This is a genomic window from Niveispirillum sp. FG156, assembly GCF_057809555.1.
In genome coordinates this window covers 26,185-50,512 of the sequence record NZ_JBMDKE010000017.1, presented here as the reverse complement: position 1 = coordinate 50,512, position 24,328 = coordinate 26,185, and the positions used below count along the sequence as shown (strand labels likewise).

The window sequence follows — 24,328 nt, the reverse complement described above, 5'->3', positions numbered from 1 at the left end:
GGCGTTTCAGCAGGTTCATCCCACGTTCAAGCGCCTGCTGGCGGGCTGCCAGCGGGTCCAACTGCCGCTCCAAACGTCTGTACGCAGCCGCAGTATCGGCCTGCGCCTTCTGGACACGCTCGGTCGCGACAACAACCTGATTCTCCGTTCGGATAATCCGCTCACCGGCTTTCTCTACCTGCTCCGCGCCCGCCAGTGCCGGACCCCCGTCAAAGTTGATGGCTGTTACCGCTTCAGCTTGCACCACTACTTGACCCTCCAATAAAGAAGGCACCACAGTTTGACTGTGGTGCCTTTGTGAAACGGAGACAGACATGCGCTACTTTGGATGGGCCACCATTGCCTTGGGATGCATCCTAATCGCCATGGGGTGGTCCATAGATGCTGGCTATGAAACAGAAGTTGCCGGCCTATCTGTCCGGAAAATCATCAACTTGCACCAGCTATTTATCAAACTTTCCTACATCATTGTGGGCGGTTTTTGTCTTCCTACAGGCGCGATATTTTCTACCTTTGTGGCACCAGAAACAACTAGCACTACTCCGGACTTCAAGTTCACTTCGCGCGACAACTAAGCCGCCTCCCGCTGTCCCAGGACCAGATCAACCACATCCCACGGCAGGATGATGGCCCCGCTATTGGTGCCGCCGAACCCCATGACACCGGGGCTGGTGGTGGCACTGGGCAGGGTCATCAGGGCTGACCGCCAGTCGGCAATCCAGGGCGTGTCGCTGAATACGTACTGCAGCCTTGGATGCTGACTGGCGATGGCCATGTGTCCGGGCCAGCCGTCGGGATTGACCAAAACGCCGGTGGCACACAGGCGGGAACGGGTGAACACGTCTCGCCGGGCGATCCGCACCATATCCCCCATGGTCAGGTTCGACCGCGCCACCTTGGTCCGCAACAGATGGGCCAGACAGCCCGGCCCATCCATTTCGGCAATCTCCAGCGCCGGCGGCGCCACCACCCCCTCCACCTGAGGCAGGCGAGTGGTGCGATAGATGGCCGCCGCCTTTTCCGGCCCGTACAGCTCATTAACCAGCTTGACCAGCGCAATCTGACTGTTGCGCTCCCGCGACGACAGAACATCCTTGGTCACCGGGGCCGAAACCGCCGATGGCGTCACCGCCACCGACACGGAAGCCGATGCCGTGGCCGTCACCGGTATTTCATAGCGGCCCGTGCGGCGGATGGACGGCAGAACCTCCGCCGTCACCCATTTCTTGAACCGCTTCGCCGCTTCCTTCCGGCTGGTCAGGATCAGCGAGTAAAGTCCCGACTCATTGATGATGGTGACCTTCTGGACCTGGGCCGCCGCGATACCGTCGTTATTAGCGACGGTATCCTTTTCGTCCTCATCCAGCCGCGAAGCCGCGTGACGGGAGTTCTCAATCTCCAGCACGCGGCAGACATCGGCCAGCACGAACCAGGGTTCATCCCCGCGCATCATGACGCGGACCTTGCCACCCTCGAAATCAAACGGAATGACGTTGCTCATCGCACCACCACCTTTCCATCGCGCAGGCGCAATACCCACTTTCCATCACCTACCGGCGTATCCGGGCTGGCCAGGATCTGCACCGGGGGCCGGTGACGGCGCGGAACCCCGCAATCATCACCGGCAACACAGCAATCCTGATTATCCTCTTCGGCATCCTCGTCCGATCCCGGACAGAAATCATTGGACAGAAAGCGCGCCTGTGCGCTGCCCGTGCCGACATCGTCGTGGGCCTCGCAACAATCCTCTTCCGCTTCCATGTCCGGGTCACCATCCAGAGCGTCCAGATGCGCAATCAACGCCTCTACCGCCCCTTCAACATCCTGCCTGGGCATTCCCAACAGTACCGCCACCATGGTCGGCACAGGCAAAGCTATGCTATTCAGTCCGTCAGCCATCGCCGGACCTCCTCTACAGGTTCGTTGTGGTCAGGCCGGACCGGGTGTTGCACCACCCTGTCCGGCCGCTATCGGCCTTTAACCTGATAGTGAAATCGACTATGATGCACTAACTTTAAGCCGTCAACTATAAGCTAGTGAGGAATAGTGACACCGAAAGCCCAACCGACCAGCGTTACGCTGGCCGTGGATGTGAAGGAAGCGCTCACCCGCGCCGCCAAGGATGATGATCGCAGCGTGTCATCCCTCGTTGAACGCATCCTGAAATCCTGGCTGACCGAAAAAGGCTACCTCCCACCCCCCGTTTGAACCTTCTTCCGCCGCTTCCGGCGGGGCAGTGGCCCTTCCGGCATCGGCGGCACTGGCCGTTCATTGGCGAACTTCATGGGCATTTCCGGCGGAACCGGTATAGCCACATGCCGCCGCGCATTCAGGTGCAAATACACCTGCAAGGCCAGCCAGGCATCCTCCAAAGCTCCGTGCCGCTCTGACCGCCGCGATATGCCGATGTGTCGGCAAGCAGCATTCAGATTTGCGCGGAAGCCCGGATATCGCGCTCGCCACGCCTGCATGGTGCAGAATACTGGCCTCACCGGCATCTCACGACCCGCTGCGGCAAAGTCCCTGGAGATGAAATCCAGGTCAAAGGCCGCATTATGGGCAATGATGACATCGGCCTCATTGATCAGGCCCTCAATCACATCAAGCTCTTCAACGGCGAAAGGCTGATGCCGTAGAAACCAGTCACTGTATCCGTGTATCCGCTCCGCTTCGGCCCCACCCTTGAAACCCGGGTCGAAAATGAAATGGACAAATTTTATATCATACAGGTCCTTTTCGAGAGATTCCGTTTGAAGAATGATGCCGGCAAACGACACCATCCTGTCATCTTTGTTCAGTCCGGTTGTTTCGACATCCACTACCAACGCTTTTCTTGGTACGCCTTTATACCGCTCTGGTGCCTTCACTTCACTTTCTGCTGAATCTGCTTTTTTTTGCGCCTGCTCCCAGAGATTTGGTGCCCGCACAGCTGATTCCCCGACAACACCAACCGAAGGTATAACCGTCACGGTTATACCTTCGACATCACCAGACTGATCCGTACCTTTCTTTGAGCTACCTAAAAGCTGCTTTAACCAGTTGAACATAATCCACCCCGTCCCGATTTTTGGGTGAATTATCAAATCAAACATCTAGCTTGAGTCAACACAGACCTACCCCTCCACCTTCTCCCCCGTGATCCGCAGATAGGCGCTGTCCAGATCCCGGATCAGGTCCAGTTCCCATCCGCTCAACCGGATGCGGCGCAGGCTTTGCCAGGCGGCGATATCCATCCAGCTGATGGGAGCGGGGCCGAAGCCACCGCCCCGGCCCGATGACAGGTCGATAAACCGGTTCCAGATGGTCATAGAACCGGCTGGCGGGGGCGGCCCCGCCAGCTGCGCTTCCAACGCCTCCCGTTTGGCCGGGTTGCGGGACCGTTTGATCAGCCCCTCCAGCTTTTCCCGCTCTGTGTGCTGCTTTTCATCGCGGCGCCACAGGCGGAAATGATGCTCCGCGAACGCGATTAAGTCGTCGCGGAGCGTTTCGTAAAACTGGCCTCATCCCCCAGGAACTCCAGCACCTGCTTGGCGATGGGCTGGAACTTGCCTTCATCCATCAGGCGAATGGCATTCGCCTCGCTATAGGTGAAGGGCTGACCATCGAAGGTGACGGGGGTCCAGCCCAGAATGCGGCGCGCCAGGCGCGACAGCGTGCGGGTGCGGTGTTCCTCGCCATCGTCGGGGGCCTTCCACTTCTTGCCATTGACGCGGGCCTGTTCCTGGGCGCGGGCGCGGGCGTCGTTTTCCGCCGACACCTCATCCGCGATGGCCTCCGTCACCGGATGTTCCGGCCCGGCAATGGTCAGGGTCCAGCCCGTGGCCGCCCCGGTGACGGGATGCAGAATGGTCAGGGTCCCGGTATTGACAGCCGTGATCTGGCCGATATCGAACAGGGCGGGCGGCGTGGCATCGGCCACAGCGGGGTTGTTCTTGGTCATGATGATCCTCGATGATGGCCGTGCGGGCCGGTTAGGCGTTGGAGCGGAAGAACTTGATGGTGCAGGCGTCATGCCCGGCCCCGGCATTGTCCTTGCCCACCAGTTCGGCGGGCACGGAAATGGTCTGGGTCATGGGCCCGCCCTGCTTGGAAATCTCGGACTTGTCCGGGATCGGAATGGTGAAGTTGGGGATGTGAAAACCCCAGAAACCCTGCGTGCCATCCTCCGGCCGGGCCAGCAGCGTCAGGGACAGCGGGGTTTCATCCAGACTGTCCACCACGAAGGACAGATCAGACCGCAGGCAGGTGAAATTGACGGTGACCGTCATGGCACCGTCGAACACGCCAGGACTTTCCTTGGTGGTTGCCTGATCATAGGTGGAAAGCTGGATACTGACCGTGACATCCAGGCTGCTGACATCGATGGCGGTGTCACCGACCAGCAGGCGGCAATCAATGGCGGCGGCCTGGGCCGTGGCCGCCGGTTCCGTCGGGCTGGAGAAATGCGGGGCGCTGGAGCCTTCCAGTGCCTGCATGGCGCCCGTCCCGGTCCAGCTGGAATTCAGCGTCAGCAGGCCATTGGGCTGCATACCGATCTGCAGCTGACCCCAACGCACATCGGGAAACAGTTCCGACCCGTCATTGCTGATCTCATGCTCCTCCACCGTGTAATAGGTGGTGACCAGGGCGCCGGCATCGGGGTTGACCACCTTGGATGCCACGCTCAATGACCAGGTGGAAACCGGCCCCGCCACCGTGGTCAGTGTTTCGGAAAAGGTGATGGTGCTGGCCGACACGCCCGTGACAATCAGCGGGCGGTTGCGGTCGGCCAGGGCCACGCCGCTGGCCCAGGTCACGGCATCGCCCACCTTCGGGCCGCCGGCCACGGTCAACAGGCTACCGACAGCGCTGGTCAGGGTGACGGTGTCGCCGGACACCGCCAGGGTCGCCGCCGTAAAGCCTGTGGTGGCGTTACTGACGGTGGTCGCGGCGGCCCAGCCAGAGGCACGCATGACGGCGGCCACAATCTCATCCTGGGCCCCGATCCGCACTTCGCCCGGATACTGGCCCTGGGTGCGGCGGCTGCCATGACGGCCCCGCGTGGACTGTCCGTCGCGGCGGGCCTCATTGCTGGCAATGGCGCTGGTCGTGGCCTGCCCCTTGCCGCCCGTCACGGGCAGAATGATGGCGCCGCTGCCACTGGCCGTCTGGCCCAGACCGGCCTGCGCCTTGATGGCAACATAGCGATTATAGTTCGTCTGGCCGCTCATGGCTGCCGGTCCTCCTCAACCGATGTAGAAGAAAGGCGCCACTGCCGTGACACCGTGATAATTGCCGTCTTCCGTCGCCGGCCTGCCGCCATGGCTGGACAGGCCGTGAACAACGACACCGTCGAAATGCCGATGCGACAGCAAGGCCCGCGCATTTCGGTGCATGGCCGCCAGATCGGCGCGGGCCGTGGCCGCACCCGCCGGCACCATCAGGTGCAGCATGATCAGGCCATCGATGCGCACGCGCGGCGGCTGTGTGCCGGGGTAAGGCGTTTCCTTGTCCCCGATCACCTCAATCTGAACCCAGGGGGCCAGAACCTCACCAGGGTCGAACGGCGTGTCTGGCGTCTTGCGCAGCCGTTCGATGGGCGTGGCCGTCCATCCCGCCATCAACCGTGCGATGATGGCATCCTCTGCACTGTAGAAATCGCCCATGATCAGACCAGCCGCCGGATGACGATGGCTGGATAGGTGATTTCATCGCCGCTGCGATCCTTCCTTCGACCACCCAGATTGTCGCGTGACGTGCGCATGTTGCGGTTCGTCAATGTCGCCCCGCCTTTCAGCGCAATAAACTGCACCCGCGCCCGCACCTGATTGCCAAACCGCCGCGCCACATCCTCCCGCGCCAACTCAACAAAGCCGGGCGGCAGGTTGGTCAGCACGAAGGGCCGACCATCGGCCCGCTTGCCAACCAGCAAGCGGCGACTATAGGGCTCATCCGAAACGATGATGACTTCATCCGCGGAAAGTGGGATGGCATCGGGCGCCACGCGGGCCCCGTCGGCCATGATGAACCAGCTGTCGCGATAGGTGCCTTTCTTGCGCGGCACCCTCTCTCGCACCGCTTCCAGGGCCGCCTGCGCGACCTCTGCCAGCTGCGTGAACTCGTACCGGATCAGGCCGTAAGGCTTGACACTGTCTTCTGACGCGCCGATGCGACCGTCGACAATGGTCCGCACCTGTGGCCGCGCACCCGCCGGCAGCCGTGCCAAATGCTCCGCCAATCCCTTACGCGCCAGCTGCGCATGCAGCTTCTGCACGTCCGGTGGCTGGACCTGCGCGATGGTCAGGCGAATGACCTGCTCAAACCGGCTTGTCATCCCTTCACCACCATTTCCACGCGCACGCGCGTACCGCCAAAGGACCGTACCGCCACCTCCTCTACGGTGCGGGTGCGGCCATCGACCATCACGCGATCCCCTTTCTTGCCGGCATCTGGATATCCCGCCGCCGCCAGATGGGCTGGCGACAGGATCAATCGCCCCATCGTCTGGGCGGTGCCTGTGGTCAGGTCTGTGGATCCGGCAGCCCGCCAGATCGCCGCGACCTCCACCTCCACCGCCGGCGATCCCTCCCGGCGCAGGGTGACCGGCTGACCCGCAGCATCAAGGCTGCGGTGCAGGGCGGCCAGGGCGTCGGCTGGCCGCATCAGACCACCTGCATCGACATGTAAGGCGATAGCCGGTCGGCGATGTCCTTCGGAATCCCGCCCTCCATCGCCATGCCCGACGTAATCTGATACTCCAGCCGCGTCGCCCCCTCGACCTGCTCCGCCCGCAGCAGGGGATCGCGGCCCGACACGCTGTCCATCATGCGCACCAGATCGATGGCGCAGGATTTCAGCGCATCTGGAACCGTGGCAAAGCCCGCGACATATCGGACCACGATCTTATCCTCGCACGGCCACGTGCAGCGCCGATCCGTACTGTCCAGACGATTTAGCAGGCCGGCACCGCTATCCAGCTCCAGCAGGCTGCCATCAACTGACGTGCCGGCGATGCTGGCGCTGGTGATCGATGCCACGAAACGGCGTGAGAGGATCAGGGGACGGACCGGCTGGGTCAGCCGCCATACCTCCTCCACCGTTTCGGCACGCAGGGTAGGCGGCGACACGCCAGCCGCCGCCACCCGACAGTGGCCCGTGATCAAGCCCGCCACCCGCAACCCCAGCGCGGTCAGCTCCTCATCCCGGCTGGTATCTCCGGACGCCAGCCCCGCCGCCGCACGCAACTCCGCAGCGGAAAGCAGGCCAAGGTCGGGGGCGGGCGTGATCAGGGTCAGCATGATCAGACCGACGGGTTCGGGGTCGGGGCCTGTTCGGGCTTGCCCAGGATGGCGACCGCCGCAACGAAGATGTTGCCACTGTCATTGCCGCTGGGCGTGATGGTCAGGCGCACATAGCGCTTGTTGCCGATATATCCGATCTTCCGGGTCTCCCCATCGTCAGAGAAGGTGAAACCGGCCAGGGCCAGTGTGCCAACCAAGTCCGCCGACGTGACAGCCGCCGTGTCGGACAGATTGGACGCATCGCCATGCTCCATCGTCACGGCGAAGGTCGCATTGGCGTCGGTATTGGTGCCCGTTACGATGACAAATGTCAGGGCACCGTAGCCGCGCACATCGATGATGGACGATGCGATGGCGGTGTTATCAGTGCGGGCCGCCTGCGGCACGATGGCCGGTAGCGGGTGCAGATGGTTCAGCTGGTCACGCATAATGTAGCCCTCCTTTCAGGGCAAACGGACGGCGCTTCCGCGCCATCAGTCATGGTCGGTCATCAGGCGGCGAACTTCAGGAACTTCACCGCCTCGAAATTCAACGCCCCGCCGCCGAAACGGCAGCGGGTGTAGAACTTCACGAAGGGCTTCAGGGTCAGGTTGTCGCGGATGGTGGACAGGCCCAGCCGATCCACAATCTGATAACCCTCGGCAAAGTCACCAAAGGCCAGAGAAAGCGATCCGGTGGCCAGCGCCGGCATGTCCTGGTTGATGGTGACGCCGAAGTTCAGCAGCTGCTGGGGCTGGCCCGCCTGAAGGCCCGGCTGCCACAGATAATTGCCGGTCGTGGTTTCCTTGAACTTGCGCACCGCCGTGATGACTTCACGCCGCGTCATGAACCGGGCATTACCCAGATACGCATCCTTGAAGGCGCCGATCAGATCAAACAGCACATCCGCCGGATTGCTGCTGCCAAAGGCACCATTGGTGCCTGAAAGGACATGCTCGAACTTACCCCAGTCGCGAGTGCCATCACCCGTCGCCACGGTGTCATAGGTGCAAAGCCCGCGGGGTTCCGACGTGCCATTGCCGTTGATGAAACGGTATCCCTGGCCCCGAGCGATACGATCACCGGTCTTACGGGCCAACCAGGCCTCCACATCAACGGCGGCATCTTCCAGCAGCTGCTGCGTGGCCTTGGGCTCCACCGCACCCTCAAACACAGGAATGCGCCATTTCGAAATCTGCGCAGTGCTGGTCGTAGACGGACCCGTCTGTTCGCTGGTCATGACCATGTCGCCGGCCTGATCCAGATCGTTCACGCCCTCAAGCGCATCGGTGCTGATGGGCTGCACTGAACAAATCTGACGCATGGGCGACAGTTCATAGATACGGGTAACGATGCGCCCGGTCACATCGGCCTGGACCAGATAACCCCCATCCGGGTCACTGCCGATGCTCATGGCTTTGCGCTGATCGGCATCCAGACCCTGTTCACCGCGACGCAGGAACACATTGAAGCCCGCCTTATATTCGGCGTAGGCCTTGGCGTCCATGTCGCTGGGCGCGGGACGCTGAAGCTTGGCTGCCTGGCTCTTGGCCAGCAAGTTGAAGGCCTTTGCCTCCTTCTCGATATCCAGTTCCGGGCCGCCATTATGGCCGATACCAAAGCGGCCAAACCGCTTTTCCATATCATCCATAGCCTTCTGATGGGCAGCGGCTTTCGCCTCGATGGCATCCTTGGCGGCCTGGAGCTTGTCCAGCGCCTCCTCGACTTTCTTCAGGTCGGCGGGCGCGGCCCGCATGCCGGACTTCAGTTCCTTCAGTTCCTGGTCGTTCTTGGACTTGAACTCCTCGAACGCGCGGCCCAGCTGGTCGATCACCTTCGGCAGATCATCACCACCGCCAGCTTCCTTGACCTCAAAATCACTGTCGAAATCCATTTTGCGCTCCATCAGCGGGAGAGGGTTGCGACCAGGCGCTTCAATGCGTCTGTCGGGTTATCGCCAGCATCCCGCTGGCCAATGCTTTTGAAGCCGTGGGCAACGATGGCCTTGGCTTCGGTGCGGCTGAACCCGGCATCCCGCAGGGCTGATTCCGCATCGCGGACGGTCATACCGCCCGCCGATTTCACGCCCTCGATCCGGGCCTTCGGGTTGGCCGGGAACGTGACAAGACTGACCTCATAAAGGTCGATCTTGGTCAGCTTCCGGCGCGGTTCCTCCGGCTTGGTGCGGGCCTCAAATGTCTTGGCGACATAGCCGATGGACAGGCCGGTGATTGCCGGACGTGGGTCCATCTTCAACAGGGCATAGGCCTCACGTCCTCGCGGCGTGTCGGCCAGCTTGCCTGTCATCTTGAGGCCGATACCATCCTCCGCCATCTCGGTCCAGATCCCGACCGGCGTCATGTCATCGGCGCCCATACCCCAGCCGCCATGCTGCATCAGCATCGCCGGCCAGTTACCGGTCGATTTCGCCTCTGCCAGCGTCGCCGCGAAGGCGCCAGGAACGATCATGTCCCCATAGCTGTCCATGTTGTTGAAGACAGCGCCATAGCCTGAAAAGACCATGTCGGTGGCGTCACCGGCGAGCTTGATATCCCGCAGGCTGAATGAAGCGCGATCCATGTTCGTCAGACCTTCTGGGAATCGGTGTTGTTGTCGCCGGTGGCTTCTGCCGCCGGATCAACCATGTTCAGGGGCACACGGTACTGGTCGCCGCCCTCATAGGGATTGCGATCCTCCAGTTCCCGGATCTCGTTCGGGTTCAGGGCGCCGATACTGTAAAGTTTGGTGTAGAAATCGCCCCGGTCCTTTGTGCTGCCGCGCAGCAGGCCAGCGACACTGAACTTCGTGTAAAGCCCCTGCTGCCGTTCCCCATCTGACAGCAGGTTGCAATCCATCGACTGTTCCCAGGCCTCAAATTCCGGGCCCAGGCAATGCACCACATGCGCCCCGAAGAACTGTTCGGCGCTGGCGTGCGTTGCCGTCTTGTCGGTGTATCCGATCATCTGCGGGAAGATGTTAAAGAACCGGCAGATTTCCTCGATCTGATGCTTGCGCGTTTCCAGGTGTTGTGAGTCTACACCGGTCATGGCCAGCGGGGTCCATTTGGCCCCACGATCCAGGATAAACGGTTTAAAACTGTTCACGACACCGGCATGCTGCTGTTCGACATAGGTCTTCAGCCGCTCATGGCTGTCCTTGTCCAACGGGCCATCAACCGAATAAAGACCGCTGGTCTGTACGCCATTGCGATGCAATCGGGCGTGGGCCTGTTCGGTTGCCATGGCCAGACCAATAGCCTCCCTGGCCTTGCGCACCACCTCCAAACCCATCACACCGTCCCAACTGGGACCGCGCAGATGCCAGATGGCGGATGGCGGGAATTCCTTCTTGGTGCCGTCCAGACCGGTCACAAAATAGCGCAGACGCCAGTCATTTTCCTGTTTCACCTCGACGCGACCCGGCTGCAACTGGATCAGCTCCAGAATGCGCCCGTCACCAGCGCGGTTGATAAACACGAAGGCATTGCCCAGCACCTGCCGATGCATTTCAACCGTATGGCGGAACTCAAAGCTGGTCTGCCAATCGTTGGGGCGGCGATGCAGCAAATTGTACAGGCCATTGTCGCGGGCTGGCAGGCGCGACGACATGCCACCCGCGCCCGCGCCCTCCCGCATCAGCTTCAACGGCACCTGGGCAATGCCGTTGGCCTTGACCCGCGCGCAGGCAAACACCGTTGCCACCTCCAGGGCGGTATTGGCATTGACCAGCATGCCGCTGATCGCTTCACGCCCGCCATAAAGCTCGCGCCATATCTTCAGTGTATCGTTCTTTCGCTCCGATCCGGTGCGCCACAGCGCATCAACGACCGGCTGTACATAGCTGCGGATAAACCCCATCACGCAGCCTCCACATCCCAGAAGGAACGGCCCGTCTTTGCGGTGGGATTGCCGCTCATTAGATGCGCGGCATTCAACATGGCCATGAACGGATCAATCTTTCCGTACCCGCTGGCGCTGCGCTCGATCATCACCGCCGTGCTGGTCTGGCGGGTGCGGGCATTGCCCACACACCAGGCCATAAGCTTCGACCCGTCATGCTCGAAACTGCCATCGACCAGCTTGCGTTCCAGCGTCTTGGCCGCCGCCATGAGGCGGATGCCCTGGGCTACACCGGTCAGCAGCCCGTTTTCCTGGGTCACATCGATATCAGCCAGCGCATCGACAATTCCGCCAATGCCGGCAGGGTCCAGCCCGACCTGGGCCAGCAGCCCAGCATCCTTGATCATGGCGACATGATCGCGGAACCATTCCAGGTCATGGGGCAGGCCCTCCACCAGGGTCAGCGTGCCCTCTGTCATGAAGTCTTGATAGGTGGACTGGTTCTCCACCCGCAGCTTAAACCCCTGTGGCCCAATCAGCGCATGGGCCCAACCTAACCATTTCTTGGTGTCCCGCTCCCGCCCGACAGCCGCAAAGCCCAGCAAGTCATCCAGGCCGCCACCATCCCCGCCAACCGTGATCACCTCACACCGGTCAATCATGTCCTCCAGGGTCAAGGGCCGCGCCTGCTGCACCCAGAACTTGGCACCAGACCAGCCATCGGTGTTTAAGCCAACACCGATTTCGACATTCAGATACTGGCTGGCGAACAGAGCCAGGGCCTCAACCCCCTCTCGTTCCGCCGTCTGCATTTGCTGCAACAGGAATTCCGGCCGGGCGCTGCGACCCATGTTGGGATTGACCAAGGCGAAGGTATCGGGATTGCGCCAGACCGGCGGAGTATTGGTATTGGCCGGCTGTTGCATGGCCTTGGGCAGTTCGTACAGCACGGCCAGCAAGGGCAGGTTCAGCTTGCCATCACGCACAGCGCGGGCGCGCTCCAGCTCGGACTTAAACACGCCGGCGGGCGCTTTCTTGGACTGTGTGGTGATCATCATCAGGAAGCCGCCGGGACGCGCAGTCAAGGCACCGCGCAGTTCCAGGAAGACATCGGCTGCCCGCGGATGGCTGGCGAACACATGCACCTCATCAATCAGCGTGACGTGGGCCTTGGACCCGGTGATAGCGTCGGTGTCCGCCGCCTTTACTTGCAGAACAGCGTTGGACACCTTGTGGGTGATCTTCCGCAGATGGTCCTGAATGTGGAACAGCTTCACCAGCTCCGCATCCGCCCGGATCATGTTCTTGGCCTGGGTGAATGCCAGCTCCGCGATGGTCTTTGTGGGGGCGATCAACAGCCCCTCTGCATTATGGACCGGGTTGACGATCAGCCAGGTCACCATGATCCCGGCGCCGTTCGTCGTCTTGCTATTCTTCTTCGGCACCAGCAGGAACACTTCCTGGATGCGACGATTGTCGTTCGCCGCGTCATAACTGCCAAACAGCACGCGGACGATATCCAAAAACCATTCGCCTCCAACCTCCGCAAAGGTCGGGCGGCCCGCCAAGTCGGGAATGCGCAGCCGGTTGAAGACACGCACGGCGTAATCCGCCTCACCCTTGAACAGCGGCAGTTCGGGCACCAGCGGCTGCTGGTTCAAAATGCGCTGTTCCCAGTCAGGCACCGCCGTGGACCATGCCGGATCAACGTCGGCAAATTTCAAGGCAGCGGAACCGAAGGGCGTCGACATTACTGGACCATAGCCCCACGGAAAGCCAGATCAGCTCCCCAGCCCGTACCCTGGCCGGCGGAATGCGCGGCCTCTTGGGCTTGGGCTTTCTTTCCGGCGGGCGCTTCCGCCTTTGTTGCGACCGGGGCGGCAACGAAATCGAACTCGCGCTGGCGGCTATGATGGCGGATCTGCGCGGGCAGACGGGCGCCCGCGCCGAAGCCCAATTGCTTCTGCAACGATGCCATCTGCTTTTCCGCCTGGAACATGACCTTTGCTTCCTCCTTTAACCGTTCAAACCCGGTTCCCGTTGTGTAGGTCAGCTCATCGCCCAGCTTTTCTTTCAGCCGGTCGCGACGCGCCTTGACCTGGCAGTACAGAGTGAACAGGCCAAGGTCCGCCGGCTCGACAAAACCCAGCGCCCGAAGGCTGTCCAACTCTTCACGCCAAACCCGCTTTTCCAGGTCGGTAAAAGCCGCCGGCGGACTGACCTTGCCATCCAGATTGGCCGGCAGAACCGCCGACGCCCTCTTTGACCTTGTCATTCCAGCCTCGCTGCCTTCCTCCAACCCACTGAAAAATAAAAAATTCTCTGGCCCACCCAGAAAATTTTCCACACATGACACCCTGTGCGGTCAGGCCCCCTCCGCCGCCCAGGGATTGACACCCCCCTACCCCCCTGCGCGATGGCAGGGGTTCGGGGGTGCATTCATGCGCCCTGCGCGGGGCTAGGCAGGTCAGCAGCCCTGCTGCCGTACCTTCCGCGCCCGCGCCGTCTTGATCGTGTGACAGGTGCCGCATAGCGCCTGCCCGTTGGCGATGTCGAAGGGCGCACCGCCGTCCGCCAGCTCACGGATGTGGTCAGCGAACAGACGCACGCCCGTCTTGCCGCATCCCGGCCCCTGACAGCCCCCAGCAGCCCGGCGGATCACCGCCGCCCGCCATGCCTTGTGATCATCGGACTGGTAGTGGGGATCGACCACCTTGGGCGGCACGCGCACACGCGGCCCCGCCGCATGCAGCCTTGGCCCCACGGTTTTCAACCCCATCACCAGCCCCGGAAAAGCAAAAGGCCCACCGGCAGAGCCGTGGGCCTTTCCTGTCCACCAAATGCGGGCGGACTACGCGCAGGGCACAAGGTCAAGTTTTTCTCGTACTTTGTCAAGCGGCTTGATGCGAGGCCCCTTCCCAGGGCCGCAGAACCACCCCAGAACCCACCACCCGATACTCCGACAGACGCCAGTCATGCAGCGCCAGCCGCTGCACCGCCGCCGCCCACAAGGCCCAGCTATCGCGGGCCAGCGCCAGCCCATCGGGGCACAGGCCCGTATCCTCCACCCCGACAAACACGGCATCGCGCATCTTCACCCCCTTGGCATTGCCATGCGCATCCCGCACCATCTCAGGCCGTCCATTGGCCTTGCGCACCACCACCCGCCGCACCTCGGCCCCAGGCACCCAATCCGGAACCCCGCCCGTCCTGGCATGGTGCAGCACCAGCGACCGCGCCAAGCCTGCCGTCTTGGTCCACACCGCCCCATGCACCGCCTCCGCATCGCCATGGCACCGCGCAGCCCCGCCCTGCGCCCCACCATCCACACGCGGCCCCGCACCCAGCGGACAGGCAGGCCCGGCCAAGCCCCGCTCAAACCGCTCTGCCTGGGTCAAACCCAGATCCGACGCCTCCAGCACGCACTGCACGCGATAGGCCCAGTCCAATAGCCAGACCATGGTCACGTCCTGCATCGCTTCCTCCCTCTCACAACGGCCCCGCCGCACCTGCCTGCCGAGCCATAACCCGCTCACCCATGGCCCGCCCTATGCCGCCTTGGGCACCTTCACCCCGTACCGCTGCGCCACCTCGGGCGGCAGCAGACCATGGCGCACCATCTCCCGGATCAGCGCATCGCCAAGCCCCCGCGCCGTCGTCTCCGACCCCGGCGCACCCCGGATCAGCACGGCGGCCTTCACCCGCAATTCCTCGACCGTCACACCGGCAATGACGGCGGGCGTCTCCGGCCCTTTTTCCCCTTCCTGTCCCAAGGGACTATTTAAGGGGGTATTGAAGAATGAAGATTGAAGACGCGTACCACTTGCCGCGCCCTTGCCGCCTTCCTTGCCGTCATTTTGCTGCGGCAAAGCGGAATTATCCCTTTTCCGCCCGTTGGTTACGGCGGCCCCGTTCCGGCCCGCCTTGGCCCGCACTTCCGACAGGTTTCCCGCCCTCAACATGCGCCGTGAATAGGCGATGCGGCTTCGTGTGACGCTAAAAACCCCCGCCTCCCGCAGTTCCCGGATCAGATCCATCACCGTCTCCTTGTCAACACCGACCAGCGGCGCGAGACGCCCCGGCAGATCATCAACAGTGCACGGCTCCAGTCCCAACACGATGTACCCGGCAGGCTTGGCCCGAGCGGCCACGCACTGCATGCGCATCCACAGCCCCTGTGCCGCCAGCGACACCAGCCGCAGCGCAGGATCATTCTCATGATCATCCCAGAACCAGACGGTGCTGGGGTTCTTATTGGCGGGCTTCCCCATGGTGTCCCACTCCCCGTTCGCGCCCGACAGCCGCCGCCAGCGGCAGGCCAGCGACCGGCGCACGAAATCCCAATCCGCACCCGCGTTAAGCGGGAACGGCAGCTTGAACCCGGTCAGCACATCACCCGGCGTCAACCCGGCAGAGGCAGCCCAGATCACATGTTCAACGCCAACTCCATTGGCCGGCTCACCCGGATCACCCCGCGCCAACCCGGCCATCAAAGCAGGCTCCCCTGCTTTGGCGTCACCGGAACAGGTTCCGGCCCCGGCTCCAGCACGGGCTTGGCCGTGCGGTCGATCCCCAGCTGGCGGTGCGCCCCGCAATACCAGACGGGTGCCATCCCCTTGGCGATGGGAAAGCCGAAGCTGCCCCAGGCGTCGCATCCCGCCGCTTCGCAATAATGGTTGCGCGGGCCGCTCATGCCGCCACCCTCCCTGCCTTGGCCACATAAAGGCCCAGGCCCTGGCAGGCCGTCATCAACCGCCGGGCGTTCTTGCGCCCGCTATGGTCCACGCCCTCGGCAATGTCGGGATATTCATTCAGCACCCCAACCACCTGTTCCAGGGCATCGCGGATCGGCCCGGACTCGGGCAGCACGACAATGTCATCGCGGTCCAGCTGCGTGACGAAATGGGTGACGGCGCTGATCACCGTGGCCCGGCCCAGCCTTTCAAACGGCAGCAGCAGATGCACATTGACAGCCCCCAGCAGGGTCAGCGGCGTCCACCCGCCATTGCCGGCATCGTTAAACCGGGGACCCAGCGCCCCATGGACGGCATCGCGCAGGGCCGGTGCCGCCGCATCGAACAGGTCCCGCTCCGCCGGCCCCGCCAGCCCATGGCCCAGGAAGCTGGCCACAATGGTGTAGAACAGGCGCGGCGGCACAGCCAGCTCCAGCCCCGACCGCCACCCCACATTGGCCGCCAATCCCGCCCGCAGGCGTCGTTCATCGCGGTTCATGTCGCACCTGCTTTCTCATCTCTGCCAGCAAACGCCGCGATGCGGGCTTGAACCGCTCGCACCGCTCTTGCGGGAACCGCCACAGGCCGCACGTCTCGCATAGCCGTTGCCGCACACCCTTGCGGATCAATCTTTCGGCCATGGCGTGCCATTGCAGATAGGGCATCGTGCCACCCTGACAGACCGGGTCTCTAACGGGCGCTGGGTTGGCGTTCATACGGCACCTTCCCGCTGGACCTGAGCGGCGATTTCTCGACATAGACGAGCCGCTACTCGCTTGCCCGCCGCGTAACCACCACCTACCGGCAGTCGGGCCGATGCCTCAATATCCTCTACCACGCGGATAAGAACTCGAACCTGCGCCGCCACTAAATTGGCCTCATGCTGGACAATTTCTGCCCGCATCTCATCGCATAGCGCGATCAGCGCTTCCCCCATCTCCAAATCAATGGAAAGACGCTTTCTGCCAAGTCCACTGACAAAAGCGCGAAACTTGGCGAATTCATCCGGCGTAAGCGGGTCTGTTTTCATTGGTCCCACCATCGTGATTGTCCGGGCGCAATCCGCACCCCATCCAGATCCCGCGCCGCAACCAGAAGGCTGCGCAGCGCACCGGCATTGTCGGGCCCATCCAGGGCCACCGCCGCCCGCTCGATCACCAGATCAAGCTTGGGCGATAAACCAAGCTCCACCCGCGCCAGCGCCCGGCGCAGATCGTCCGCCCGCACCCGGTTGTGCGGCAGGGCCACAAACTGACAGGCGGCAACCATCACATCGGCCACCGGCTCCACCCTGGAACCGGTGGCACGGCGCGTCACGCGGGGGCGGCGGGCGACCCATCCCATGGCACCCTCACAGCAGCCGGCCAGCGGGCCGCGCCGCCATACCGGGCAGCGTCGGCAGCACAACCCCGCCGGCATCCGCCACGATGGCCACGGCCCGCATGAAATCCACCCGGTCATAGCGCTGAACAAAATCCAGCACGTCCCCGTGATCCTCACACCCCGCGCATTCCCAGGACCGCTGTTTCAGGTCCAGCCGGAACCGCCCCTGCATATCCATATGCAGGGGACAGCGCCCGCGCCGGATGTCTCCCTCTGGCGACAGCTTGACATGCCGCCCGACAATATCGACCAGCGGCGCCGCCAGCTTGACCCGGCGAATGGTGTCGGCATCGTATCGGGCGGCCATCACGCCCTCCCGACGGCATCTGCCGTCCAGCTTGGCACCAGCGTGCATTGCCCGCCGTGCCGCTGCGCAAGGCGCGCACCCAGCAGGTTCTGGCTGCCAACGGCCATCGCCGCCATCACCTGATCCTGCTGGGCGACATCTCCCGACATCGCCGCCGCATTGACGGCCAGATCGATCAGCCCGGCCAGGGCCATGCCATCCCCCATCTGTGCCGCCAGGACGATCACCACATCCACCAGCGGCAGGCCGGCAACGTCATTATGCGCGATCATGAACCCGCGAATTTGCTCAAGCCCGGTCATTTCCGTCGCTCCCATTGGCGTGATCTGTAAACAGGGACATCGTACCCCCGCCCCCTGGGTCCCATGTAAGGGCAGCCGGGTCACATCCGGCGGCAGGCGCAGCCGGGTAATCCGTGGCGCGCTCCAACTGCCGGCGGCAGGGCGGGATCCAGGTGAAGATCGGCTCCCCCTTCCACCCCTTCTGCCAGACAATCCAGGTATAGGCCGTGGCACTGGCCGCCTCTTGATCGACCCGTCCGCGCACCATGGGCAGCCGTTCGGCGAACTGACAGATCAGGGTGGGCGGATGCGGCTGGAACAGCCGCTCATATCGCCCGATCCCCTCCAGCCAGGCCGACCGCACCAGCAGCGCCACCCCATCGCTGGCAATCTCCAGCGCGCGGCGCGCGAACTGTTCTGCGGCGTTGAAGGGCGGGTTGGTGATCACCCAATGCACCGCCCCATCCTGCAGATCGGGCGGCAGGTACGGCATCAGGAAGTCATGCACCTCGAACCCGGACCCGTAATCATGGCAGTCGGTGCCCACCGCCCGCCCAAACCGCTCCGCCAGGGGCCGCACCATCCACCCCTCACCACAGGCCGGTTCCCACACGGTCAACTGATCCAGCCCCGCGAAAACATGGGGGTCCGCCCGCTCCAACAGGGCGCGCGTGCCCCAGGGCGGCGTGGGGAAGTAATCCAGACTGTCGGGCGCCTCGATCCGGCGCTGCATCACGGCGGTGGAGACGTTCTGCGTCATCCCACACCCCGCCCATTCGCGGCGATCAGGTCGCGTTGCAGATCATCCAGGGCGGCCTTCATGGCCTCCACATCGGCCAGCGCCGACGCCAGTTCGCGGTCGGTGACGGCGGCCCCGCCATCGCCATGCACTGACACGGCAGCCCGCATTTCGCCCGCCACCTCGCCAAACCGCTGCGCCAGCTCGACCAGCCGCAGGGCCAGTTCCGCCGGGCGATGCCGTTCGGCCTGTGCCCGCCCGATGATGGCCTGATAGACCATCATCAACGGCGCGCGGTCATGCCCGGCCAGGATACAGGCCCGGTCCAGCTGCATCGCCGCCTCCATGGGCAGGCGATAGGCATCATTGTCGGGATCGGCCCAGTTGCGCAGGATCGTGGCGCTCTTGCCCGTCACGGCGCTGGCCTCATGCGTGCCCAGCAGGCCCAGAACCTCATGCAGGCCCTGTTCAAGCGATAACGGATGGCGTGCCTTGGTCATGCGATGAATTCCACTCTGGATATCACAAGAAACAGGGGGAAATGCGCGCTATACGGGAAGGCATGGACAGATCCACCCCCCAACCGCCCGACCCGGCCACCCTGCTGAAACAGGCCCAGGCCCTGGCCAACAGCGCCGCACCCGCGACCCGCGATCTGGCGCAACTGCTGCTGCGCCTGGACCGCGAAAACCAGGGGGAACGGCGATGACGAACTATGCCGCCATCGCCGCCCCTGCTACCGTCGGAGGTACCACCCAACCGATGGAGCAACCCCATGACACCCGAACTCGAAGGCCGACTAGCGGCACTGGAAATGGCGACATCCCTTGCCATTCGACTGGCAGCCCCAAGTCACTCAGCGTCGGCATGGCCAAATGCGGTGGAGGGAATGGCAACCAGCCTCAAGCTGAAGCTCGACGAAATCCCGGTCCCCGCTCTGACATCAGATGCGGCAAAAGAAGCCGCAAAGTCGGCACTGGACCGCATCCTCAATCGAGACACACTCATCCGGCTTCCCTGACCCGGTGCCGGCGCGCCTCTACAAAACGAATGCAGTTTTCTGCATCGTCGCTTCGCCCATCTGCATCCGGATCACCCGGAAGAATTCGGGCCAGCTCCATGCGCGCCGGCAGCGTCAACCAATTCAGAAACCGCCCGATCCAGTATCGGATAAGCATGATTACCTCCTATGCCGCGTCTGCGGGCTGTTCGACCGGATCGACCGGATCGACCGGCGTGAAATCCGCCGGGATGACGGCTTCCAATTGGCGAAGGGTGCCGGCGGTCGGGCACCAGTCGGGGCTGTCCAGCCGCCGGATGGTGCTTTCCCCAAGCCCAGCCTCTTTGGCCAGCCGCAGGACGCTCCATCCCTTGGCCTGCCGGTATGCGCGGACCCGCGCTATGGATTGGTCGATCAGCATGGCGGCAGGATGCGCGAAATATCGCGAAGCCGTCAAGACCTTTATTCGCGATTTAACGCATTCGCAGAATAACGCGAGTGGCGGTATATGTTCTATATGAACGCCACCGACATCATTCGGGCCAGCCTCAAGCGGGAATTGGCCGCAAACCCCACCCTGTCCGTCAACGCCTGGGCAATACAGTCAGGCGTCAGCGAGGGTGGCTTGCGCGACTTCCTGAAGGGCCGCGCCAAGAGCATAACGATTTCCCAGCTTGAGAAACTGGCATCGTCGGTGGGAAAAAAGATTGCTGACTTTTTGCCCGGCGGCATTCCACTGGTCGGCAAGGTTGGGGCCGGATCAGAGGTGTTCCCGTTTGGCGACGGGCCTTATGACGAAATCGACATGCCGGCAGGGTGCCCATCCGATGCAGTCGCCGTAGAGGTGGAAGGCGATAGTATGTTTCCTGACTATTGGCCGGGCGACATCCTGATTTATCGCCGCGACGTGCCCTTTGACCGCGATATCTGCCTCTATCAGGACTGCATCGTTCGTGTTGTGGGCGGCCCGACTCTGATCAAACGGGTAAAGCCTGGGTCGCGCGCAGATGTGCTGACGCTGGAATCCATCAACGCACCACCCCGCATGGACCAGCGCGTCGAATGGGCCGCCCCGGTGCTTTTCCATGACAAGAACCGGCGACAGGTCAAGCGCCCCGCAGCCTGAGAACAAGGAACCCACAGCATGCGCCAGGATGACATCCGACATCTCGTTGACCGCATCCTGGTCTATATCGCTGAATTTGGCGCCACACAGCCCGGATACTCGGTCCATGCATCGGACCTGATGCGTGACTTACGACTGACTGAGGCGCAATTGGCCGAAGCGGTCAGGGCAATGCTCAGTCTGGGCTATCACGGAACTGGGTCGCCGTCTGAGACGATATCCATATCGGGCAGCGGACTTACGAGGGCTTCCGACATTGCGCCGCGCGTGGCGTGGCAACCACCGCCACCGGTACCCACGACCAACACTGTCAATGTCTACGGCACCGTTCACGGTATCATTCAGCAGGCAGGCAGCCGTAGCACGCAAACTGCGCACTATGGAACGGGCCAGGACGCCGCCATCCTGGCCCTGATATCCGCGTTGCATGACCTGGCAAGGCAGGCCCCGGCCCACCAGGCACCCGTCATTACCGGACAGGCACAGGCCCTGGAGACGGCCCAGAAATCGGGCAACAAAGGCACAATACTTGACACACTTCGTACCATTGGCCCGATTCTGTCACTGATGAATAACCTGCCGGTCACCAAGATCATTGATCAGGCAAAGGCACTGCTGACGACGCTGACAGCCTGAAACCATTTTTGGCGATGGGACCGCCAGGGACCGTGTAGTCAAACACTTCTCCATCCTCGAACACGACTGAACGAACTACCCGCATACGGAAGGTGCGCGGACAGATGATCTTCATCGCCACCTCGATATCGCCCTTCAAAACGATATCCGTATACGCATCCAGTTCGATCCGCGCCGGCGCACCGGACACCATCACAACGCGCAGTTCACGCGCCAGCTTGGGCCACGGCAACACCTGCCCGCTATCCACATCCTGGATTTCCACACCCACACCTTCTGCAACAATCCGCACGGACATACTGTTCTCCTGTCTGGGGTTACGGCTTAGTTAGCCGGCTTCGCGATAATACGCGAATTTTCCTCTTGACGTGAACGCGAAATATCGCGAACCTCCCCCCATCACCACCGCTGTGCCGTTGAAGGCTATCAGAGCGCTGGTGATCGGTCACCGCCCGACCGGGGGCCGGCGCGTACAGCCATACGCGCCGGCCCCACCCCCAGGGCGCTGAACAGGGGATTTCCACATGCATCAGAATTTGCAGGCCCTGGAGGCCGCCTTTGACGGGCCGATCCCGCGCCATCTGCGCCGCACCGCCCGCCGCGATATCCCGACCCGGCCCGCGACCTTCCGCGCCGTCGTGCGCATCACCAGCCTGAAACCCGGCTTCGTGGTGCCCGCCATGGCCCAGGTGCTGGCCGATGCCTACCGCAGCAACGGCACCGCGACGGAGGCCGACCTGCATCTGGCCGGTTTCGATGCTGCCGCCATCACCCGCCACGGCCCCGCCGCCAAACGTCAGGCCCTGGCCGATCTGGCCGCTTCCGGCATCGACGTGACGGAGGCCGCGTGATGGCCGACACCACGCTGGACCGCATCTGCGCCAACCCGCTGATCCTCGATCTTCTGGGCAAGCCCGAAGCCAAGCCCGACCCCAGCCTGAAACTGGTCGAGGATTTCCACCTGGACAGCCTCGACATGGTCGAACTGGCCATGGCGCTGGAGGAGGAATTCCAGGTCGAAATCCCGGACGATGACTGGGAAAACGCCGCCGACATGACCCTGGCCCAGGCCGCCGAACTGGTGGACCGCCGCATGGCGGTGGAGCAGGCCAAGGTAAAGGCGCGGGCCGAAGCCGTGAAGGCCCTCTGACATGGCCCCCACCCCGCTACAGACCCGCGCCTTCACCCTCTGGGCCAATGCCCATGCCGCCCGGCGTCTGTTGGCGCGCGGCGATGGCGAGGGCTATCGCGCCTGCACCGACATGGTGGCCGCCGTCGCCACCCTGCCCGGCCCGCCCACCCTGCGCCGCTGCGCCGTCAGCACCCTGCACAGCCTGTCCGCCTGCCCGGAGGGCAGCACGGCCACCGGCCCGCCCCGCGCGTCACGCGACGTACCGCCCGGCATCAGCTGGGCCTTCAACCACCGCCCGCTGTCGGCAATCCCGCCGGACGGACCGGAACCCACACCACCCACCGCCGCCTGATGCGGCGAAAAGAGGAATCCCGACATGAGCGATCCCGCCTATCTGGTCCGCTCCGTTCACCGCCTTCTGGAAATCCATGATGATGGCGATGAACTGGCCCACATCAACGAGGATCTGGGAAAGGCCATGGACGAAATGTCCACCCGTCATCAGGACGGGGAGAAGGCCAAGGCCAAGCTGACCATCACGCTGGACCTGGAAACCCACGCCAAGGGCGTGACGGTGGCGGTCAGCCACGAACTGAAACTGCCGAAGAGGCCGCCGGCCAAGTCGGAATTCTTCGTTACCGAAGATAACCAGCTCACCACCCAGAACCCCCGCCAGCGCGAAATGTTCGGCGGGCGGGACATGAACCGCGGCGGCGTCACCTCTGCCGGCTGACCTCTATCACCCACCCAGAAGGAAACTTCCCATGCAACAGACATCGGGCGACATCACAGCCCTGATCAATCTCCTCCACCAGCATCACGGGGCCAATGAACTGGTCCCCGTCGTAGCGGATGCCGCCGGGGCCACCACCCTGCTGGTCCTGCCTCAGGGTCGCACCCTCCACGATGTGGGCGCCACGCTGGACAAGTATCTGCCCCGCCCGCGCCGCCTGATGGAAAGCGCCCTGCTGGGCAGCACGGCGGCGATGACTGAGTATGCCAACCGTTTCAAGACCAGCGACAGCGCCCTGTTTTTCAACGCCGACCCGGCGAAACCCTGGCTGAAGCTGGTGGTGGATTACCACACGCCCGCCGCCGACATCACCGACGGCGCCATCACCGAAACCCGACCGCCCACCCCCGCCCACCGCCAGCACACCGCCACCTATAATTTCCCCCTGTCGGACGAAATGAAGGCCTGGCTGGCGGCAGAGGATGCCGGGCTGATGAATGCAGAGGAGTTTGCGTGGCTGTTACAGAAGAATGAGAACCACATCAGCAACCCGCCGGTGGATTGGATGCTGGTACCGCAGGACGAGGTGGAGCGTATCTGCGCCCTGCTGAATCTACGCGATGATCACCGCCCCACGGATGGTCAGGGCCGCCCGATCCCGTGGGAAGAACTGGACCCGAACCGGGAGGCCGAAGAACTGCCCACCGGATACCGCACGCGACTGGACAAGCTGAGGGCCAAGCGTTTCGGCACTCAGTTGCAGCTGCTGACCCTGTCGCAGGAAATGTCCGTCACCAGCATCAGCACCGCCAAGCAGCAGATCCGCGTGCAGGACGGCGCCCGCTATCTGGAGATCAGCGAGGACAATCAGGCCGCCGTAAAGGGCAAGCCCATCAAGGTGCCCGAACTGTTCCTGATCGATATTCCGATCTTTGACGGCGAAGAAACGCACCTGATGCCCGTGCGCCTCTATTACCGCCGCGTCGGCAGCGGCGTGAAATGGTCCGTCGAACTGGTCGATCATCGCCGCATGGTGAAGGACGCCATCACCAAGGCCGCGCAGGACGTGGCCCTTGATACTTCCCTGGTGCTGATCAACGGCAACCCCTTCGCCAGCAACGCCTGATCCCTCCCACCGCCGGCAACAGAGAGCCGCCGGC

At 63.0% G+C, this 24,328-nt stretch carries 40 protein-coding genes; 11 read left to right on the top strand and 29 right to left on the bottom strand.

Annotated elements, in window-relative coordinates:
- The first annotated feature begins 314 nt into the window (after positions 1 to 314).
- On the top strand, positions 315 to 575 hold the full coding sequence (locus ACODSP_RS12620; protein ID WP_488965929.1) for a hypothetical protein: 261 nt from the start codon (positions 315 to 317) through the stop codon (positions 573 to 575).
- On the opposite strand, the gene ACODSP_RS12615 is transcribed toward ACODSP_RS12620, so the two are convergent.
- A complete protein-coding gene (locus ACODSP_RS12615) occupies positions 572 to 1,501 on the bottom strand; it encodes a BRO-N domain-containing protein (protein ID WP_488965928.1) in 930 nt (309 codons plus the stop codon). The genes ACODSP_RS12620 and ACODSP_RS12615 overlap by 4 nt on opposite strands.
- Positions 1,498 to 1,899, bottom strand: coding sequence for a hypothetical protein (locus ACODSP_RS12610; protein ID WP_488965927.1), 402 nt, complete (start codon positions 1,897 to 1,899; stop codon positions 1,498 to 1,500). The genes ACODSP_RS12615 and ACODSP_RS12610 overlap by 4 nt, the downstream gene beginning before the upstream one ends.
- A 147-nt stretch (positions 1,900 to 2,046) precedes the next feature.
- Here ACODSP_RS12610 and ACODSP_RS12605 point away from each other — a divergent pair, with 147 nt between their 5' ends.
- Entirely contained in the window at positions 2,047 to 2,208 is a 162-nt protein-coding gene (locus tag ACODSP_RS12605; RefSeq protein ID WP_488965926.1) for a ribbon-helix-helix domain-containing protein, read from the top strand.
- Here ACODSP_RS12605 and ACODSP_RS12600 read toward each other — a convergent pair.
- The 25 genes from ACODSP_RS12600 to ACODSP_RS12480 all read right to left on the bottom strand — a co-directional run bounded on the left by ACODSP_RS12600 (position 2,187) and on the right by ACODSP_RS12480 (position 19,041).
- Positions 2,187 to 3,047 carry a 3'-5' exonuclease gene (locus tag ACODSP_RS12600; protein WP_488965925.1) on the bottom strand — a complete coding sequence of 287 codons (861 nt, stop codon included), beginning with the start codon at positions 3,045 to 3,047 and terminating at the stop codon, positions 2,187 to 2,189. The genes ACODSP_RS12605 and ACODSP_RS12600 overlap by 22 nt on opposite strands.
- 66 nt (positions 3,048 to 3,113) lie before the next feature.
- On the bottom strand, positions 3,114 to 3,350 hold the full coding sequence (locus tag ACODSP_RS12595; protein WP_488965924.1) for a phage tail assembly chaperone: 237 nt from the start codon (positions 3,348 to 3,350) through the stop codon (positions 3,114 to 3,116).
- Between the two features lie 116 nt (positions 3,351 to 3,466).
- Positions 3,467 to 3,940 (bottom strand): hypothetical protein, encoded by a 474-nt coding sequence (locus ACODSP_RS12590; RefSeq protein WP_488965923.1) that lies wholly within the window; start codon positions 3,938 to 3,940, stop codon positions 3,467 to 3,469.
- Positions 3,941 to 3,971: 31 nt separating this feature from the next.
- Positions 3,972 to 5,210 (bottom strand): phage tail tube protein, encoded by a 1,239-nt coding sequence (locus ACODSP_RS12585; RefSeq protein ID WP_488965922.1) that lies wholly within the window; start codon positions 5,208 to 5,210, stop codon positions 3,972 to 3,974.
- 15 nt (positions 5,211 to 5,225) lie between these two features.
- Positions 5,226 to 5,645 carry a hypothetical protein gene (locus ACODSP_RS12580; RefSeq protein ID WP_488965921.1) on the bottom strand — a complete coding sequence of 140 codons (420 nt, stop codon included), beginning with the start codon at positions 5,643 to 5,645 and terminating at the stop codon, positions 5,226 to 5,228.
- Positions 5,646 to 5,647: 2 nt separating this feature from the next.
- Positions 5,648 to 6,313: a hypothetical protein gene (locus tag ACODSP_RS12575; RefSeq protein WP_488965920.1), complete on the bottom strand. Its 666-nt coding sequence runs from the start codon at positions 6,311 to 6,313 to the stop codon at positions 5,648 to 5,650.
- Positions 6,310 to 6,642 carry a hypothetical protein gene (locus tag ACODSP_RS12570; protein ID WP_488965919.1) on the bottom strand — a complete coding sequence of 111 codons (333 nt, stop codon included), beginning with the start codon at positions 6,640 to 6,642 and terminating at the stop codon, positions 6,310 to 6,312. Before ACODSP_RS12570 ends, ACODSP_RS12575 begins: the two co-directional genes overlap by 4 nt.
- Positions 6,642 to 7,277 carry a hypothetical protein gene (locus tag ACODSP_RS12565; RefSeq protein WP_488965918.1) on the bottom strand — a complete coding sequence of 212 codons (636 nt, stop codon included), beginning with the start codon at positions 7,275 to 7,277 and terminating at the stop codon, positions 6,642 to 6,644. Before ACODSP_RS12565 ends, ACODSP_RS12570 begins: the two co-directional genes overlap by 1 nt.
- Before the next feature lie 2 nt (positions 7,278 to 7,279).
- On the bottom strand, positions 7,280 to 7,708 hold the full coding sequence (locus tag ACODSP_RS12560) for a hypothetical protein (protein ID WP_488965917.1): 429 nt from the start codon (positions 7,706 to 7,708) through the stop codon (positions 7,280 to 7,282).
- 62 nt (positions 7,709 to 7,770) lie between these two features.
- On the bottom strand, positions 7,771 to 9,153 hold the full coding sequence (locus tag ACODSP_RS12555; protein WP_488965916.1) for a phage major capsid protein: 1,383 nt from the start codon (positions 9,151 to 9,153) through the stop codon (positions 7,771 to 7,773).
- Positions 9,154 to 9,164: 11 nt separating this feature from the next.
- Positions 9,165 to 9,839 carry an HK97 family phage prohead protease gene (locus ACODSP_RS12550; protein WP_488965915.1) on the bottom strand — a complete coding sequence of 225 codons (675 nt, stop codon included), beginning with the start codon at positions 9,837 to 9,839 and terminating at the stop codon, positions 9,165 to 9,167.
- 5 nt (positions 9,840 to 9,844) lie between these two features.
- The gene (locus tag ACODSP_RS12545; protein ID WP_488965914.1) at positions 9,845 to 11,116 is read right to left on the bottom strand and encodes a phage portal protein; all 1,272 of its coding nucleotides are present in this window, start codon (positions 11,114 to 11,116) and stop codon (positions 9,845 to 9,847) included.
- Positions 11,116 to 12,849, bottom strand: a complete 1,734-nt coding sequence (locus ACODSP_RS12540; RefSeq protein ID WP_488965913.1) for a terminase large subunit — start codon at positions 12,847 to 12,849, stop codon at positions 11,116 to 11,118. The genes ACODSP_RS12545 and ACODSP_RS12540 overlap by 1 nt, the downstream gene beginning before the upstream one ends.
- Entirely contained in the window at positions 12,849 to 13,373 is a 525-nt protein-coding gene (locus tag ACODSP_RS12535; protein ID WP_488965912.1) for a P27 family phage terminase small subunit, read from the bottom strand. The genes ACODSP_RS12540 and ACODSP_RS12535 overlap by 1 nt, the downstream gene beginning before the upstream one ends.
- Before the next feature lie 192 nt (positions 13,374 to 13,565).
- Positions 13,566 to 13,877: an HNH endonuclease signature motif containing protein gene (locus ACODSP_RS12530; protein ID WP_488965911.1), complete on the bottom strand. Its 312-nt coding sequence runs from the start codon at positions 13,875 to 13,877 to the stop codon at positions 13,566 to 13,568.
- Positions 13,878 to 13,989: 112 nt separating this feature from the next.
- On the bottom strand, positions 13,990 to 14,574 hold the full coding sequence (locus ACODSP_RS12525; RefSeq protein WP_488965910.1) for a hypothetical protein: 585 nt from the start codon (positions 14,572 to 14,574) through the stop codon (positions 13,990 to 13,992).
- 72 nt (positions 14,575 to 14,646) lie between these two features.
- A complete protein-coding gene (locus tag ACODSP_RS12520; protein ID WP_488965909.1) occupies positions 14,647 to 15,588 on the bottom strand; it encodes a hypothetical protein in 942 nt (313 codons plus the stop codon).
- Entirely contained in the window at positions 15,588 to 15,791 is a 204-nt protein-coding gene (locus ACODSP_RS12515) for a hypothetical protein (RefSeq protein WP_488965908.1), read from the bottom strand. The genes ACODSP_RS12520 and ACODSP_RS12515 overlap by 1 nt, the downstream gene beginning before the upstream one ends.
- On the bottom strand, positions 15,788 to 16,330 hold the full coding sequence (locus ACODSP_RS12510; protein ID WP_488965907.1) for a hypothetical protein: 543 nt from the start codon (positions 16,328 to 16,330) through the stop codon (positions 15,788 to 15,790). Before ACODSP_RS12510 ends, ACODSP_RS12515 begins: the two co-directional genes overlap by 4 nt.
- A 213-nt stretch (positions 16,331 to 16,543) precedes the next feature.
- Positions 16,544 to 16,861 (bottom strand): hypothetical protein, encoded by a 318-nt coding sequence (locus tag ACODSP_RS12505; RefSeq protein ID WP_488965906.1) that lies wholly within the window; start codon positions 16,859 to 16,861, stop codon positions 16,544 to 16,546.
- Positions 16,858 to 17,175, bottom strand: coding sequence for a hypothetical protein (locus ACODSP_RS12500; RefSeq protein WP_488965905.1), 318 nt, complete (start codon positions 17,173 to 17,175; stop codon positions 16,858 to 16,860). Before ACODSP_RS12500 ends, ACODSP_RS12505 begins: the two co-directional genes overlap by 4 nt.
- 7 nt (positions 17,176 to 17,182) lie before the next feature.
- A complete protein-coding gene (locus ACODSP_RS12495) occupies positions 17,183 to 17,521 on the bottom strand; it encodes a CHC2 zinc finger domain-containing protein (RefSeq protein WP_488965904.1) in 339 nt (112 codons plus the stop codon).
- Positions 17,521 to 17,823: a hypothetical protein gene (locus ACODSP_RS12490; RefSeq protein ID WP_488965903.1), complete on the bottom strand. Its 303-nt coding sequence runs from the start codon at positions 17,821 to 17,823 to the stop codon at positions 17,521 to 17,523. The genes ACODSP_RS12495 and ACODSP_RS12490 overlap by 1 nt, the downstream gene beginning before the upstream one ends.
- Entirely contained in the window at positions 17,810 to 18,562 is a 753-nt protein-coding gene (locus tag ACODSP_RS12485; RefSeq protein ID WP_488965902.1) for an SAM-dependent DNA methyltransferase, read from the bottom strand. Before ACODSP_RS12485 ends, ACODSP_RS12490 begins: the two co-directional genes overlap by 14 nt.
- Positions 18,559 to 19,041, bottom strand: coding sequence for a hypothetical protein (locus ACODSP_RS12480; protein WP_488965901.1), 483 nt, complete (start codon positions 19,039 to 19,041; stop codon positions 18,559 to 18,561). Before ACODSP_RS12480 ends, ACODSP_RS12485 begins: the two co-directional genes overlap by 4 nt.
- A 62-nt stretch (positions 19,042 to 19,103) precedes the next feature.
- On the opposite strand from ACODSP_RS12480, the gene ACODSP_RS12475 reads away from it, so the two are divergent.
- The gene (locus tag ACODSP_RS12475; RefSeq protein WP_488965900.1) at positions 19,104 to 19,250 is read left to right on the top strand and encodes a hypothetical protein; all 147 of its coding nucleotides are present in this window, start codon (positions 19,104 to 19,106) and stop codon (positions 19,248 to 19,250) included.
- Positions 19,251 to 19,316: 66 nt separating this feature from the next.
- Positions 19,317 to 19,562, top strand: a complete 246-nt coding sequence (locus ACODSP_RS12470) for a hypothetical protein (protein ID WP_488965899.1) — start codon at positions 19,317 to 19,319, stop codon at positions 19,560 to 19,562.
- Between the two features lie 166 nt (positions 19,563 to 19,728).
- Here the strand turns inward: ACODSP_RS12470 and ACODSP_RS12465 are convergent, their stop codons facing one another.
- Positions 19,729 to 19,998 carry a helix-turn-helix domain-containing protein gene (locus tag ACODSP_RS12465; RefSeq protein ID WP_488965898.1) on the bottom strand — a complete coding sequence of 90 codons (270 nt, stop codon included), beginning with the start codon at positions 19,996 to 19,998 and terminating at the stop codon, positions 19,729 to 19,731.
- A 60-nt stretch (positions 19,999 to 20,058) separates the two neighbouring features.
- On the opposite strand from ACODSP_RS12465, the gene ACODSP_RS12460 reads away from it, so the two are divergent.
- Complete coding sequence (locus ACODSP_RS12460; protein WP_488965897.1) at positions 20,059 to 20,667, top strand: LexA family transcriptional regulator; 609 nt, start codon at positions 20,059 to 20,061, stop codon at positions 20,665 to 20,667.
- Between the two features lie 18 nt (positions 20,668 to 20,685).
- The gene (locus tag ACODSP_RS12455; protein WP_488965896.1) at positions 20,686 to 21,303 is read left to right on the top strand and encodes a hypothetical protein; all 618 of its coding nucleotides are present in this window, start codon (positions 20,686 to 20,688) and stop codon (positions 21,301 to 21,303) included.
- Here the strand turns inward: ACODSP_RS12455 and ACODSP_RS12450 are convergent.
- A complete protein-coding gene (locus ACODSP_RS12450; RefSeq protein ID WP_488965895.1) occupies positions 21,260 to 21,601 on the bottom strand; it encodes a hypothetical protein in 342 nt (113 codons plus the stop codon). The genes ACODSP_RS12455 and ACODSP_RS12450 overlap by 44 nt on opposite strands.
- Before the next feature lie 226 nt (positions 21,602 to 21,827).
- Here ACODSP_RS12450 and ACODSP_RS12445 point away from each other — a divergent pair, with 226 nt between their 5' ends.
- The 5 genes from ACODSP_RS12445 to ACODSP_RS12425 are packed head-to-tail and all read left to right on the top strand — an operon-like array spanning position 21,828 to position 24,294.
- A complete protein-coding gene (locus ACODSP_RS12445; RefSeq protein WP_488965894.1) occupies positions 21,828 to 22,154 on the top strand; it encodes a hypothetical protein in 327 nt (108 codons plus the stop codon).
- Complete coding sequence (locus tag ACODSP_RS12440; RefSeq protein WP_488965893.1) at positions 22,154 to 22,453, top strand: acyl carrier protein; 300 nt, start codon at positions 22,154 to 22,156, stop codon at positions 22,451 to 22,453. The genes ACODSP_RS12445 and ACODSP_RS12440 overlap by 1 nt, the downstream gene beginning before the upstream one ends.
- A gap of 1 nt (position 22,454) precedes the next feature.
- A complete protein-coding gene (locus ACODSP_RS12435) occupies positions 22,455 to 22,787 on the top strand; it encodes a hypothetical protein (RefSeq protein WP_488965892.1) in 333 nt (110 codons plus the stop codon).
- Between the two features lie 24 nt (positions 22,788 to 22,811).
- Entirely contained in the window at positions 22,812 to 23,168 is a 357-nt protein-coding gene (locus tag ACODSP_RS12430) for a hypothetical protein (protein WP_488965891.1), read from the top strand.
- Between the two features lie 31 nt (positions 23,169 to 23,199).
- Positions 23,200 to 24,294: a DUF2303 family protein gene (locus tag ACODSP_RS12425; RefSeq protein ID WP_488965890.1), complete on the top strand. Its 1,095-nt coding sequence runs from the start codon at positions 23,200 to 23,202 to the stop codon at positions 24,292 to 24,294.
- Positions 24,295 to 24,328: the final 34 nt, after the last annotated feature.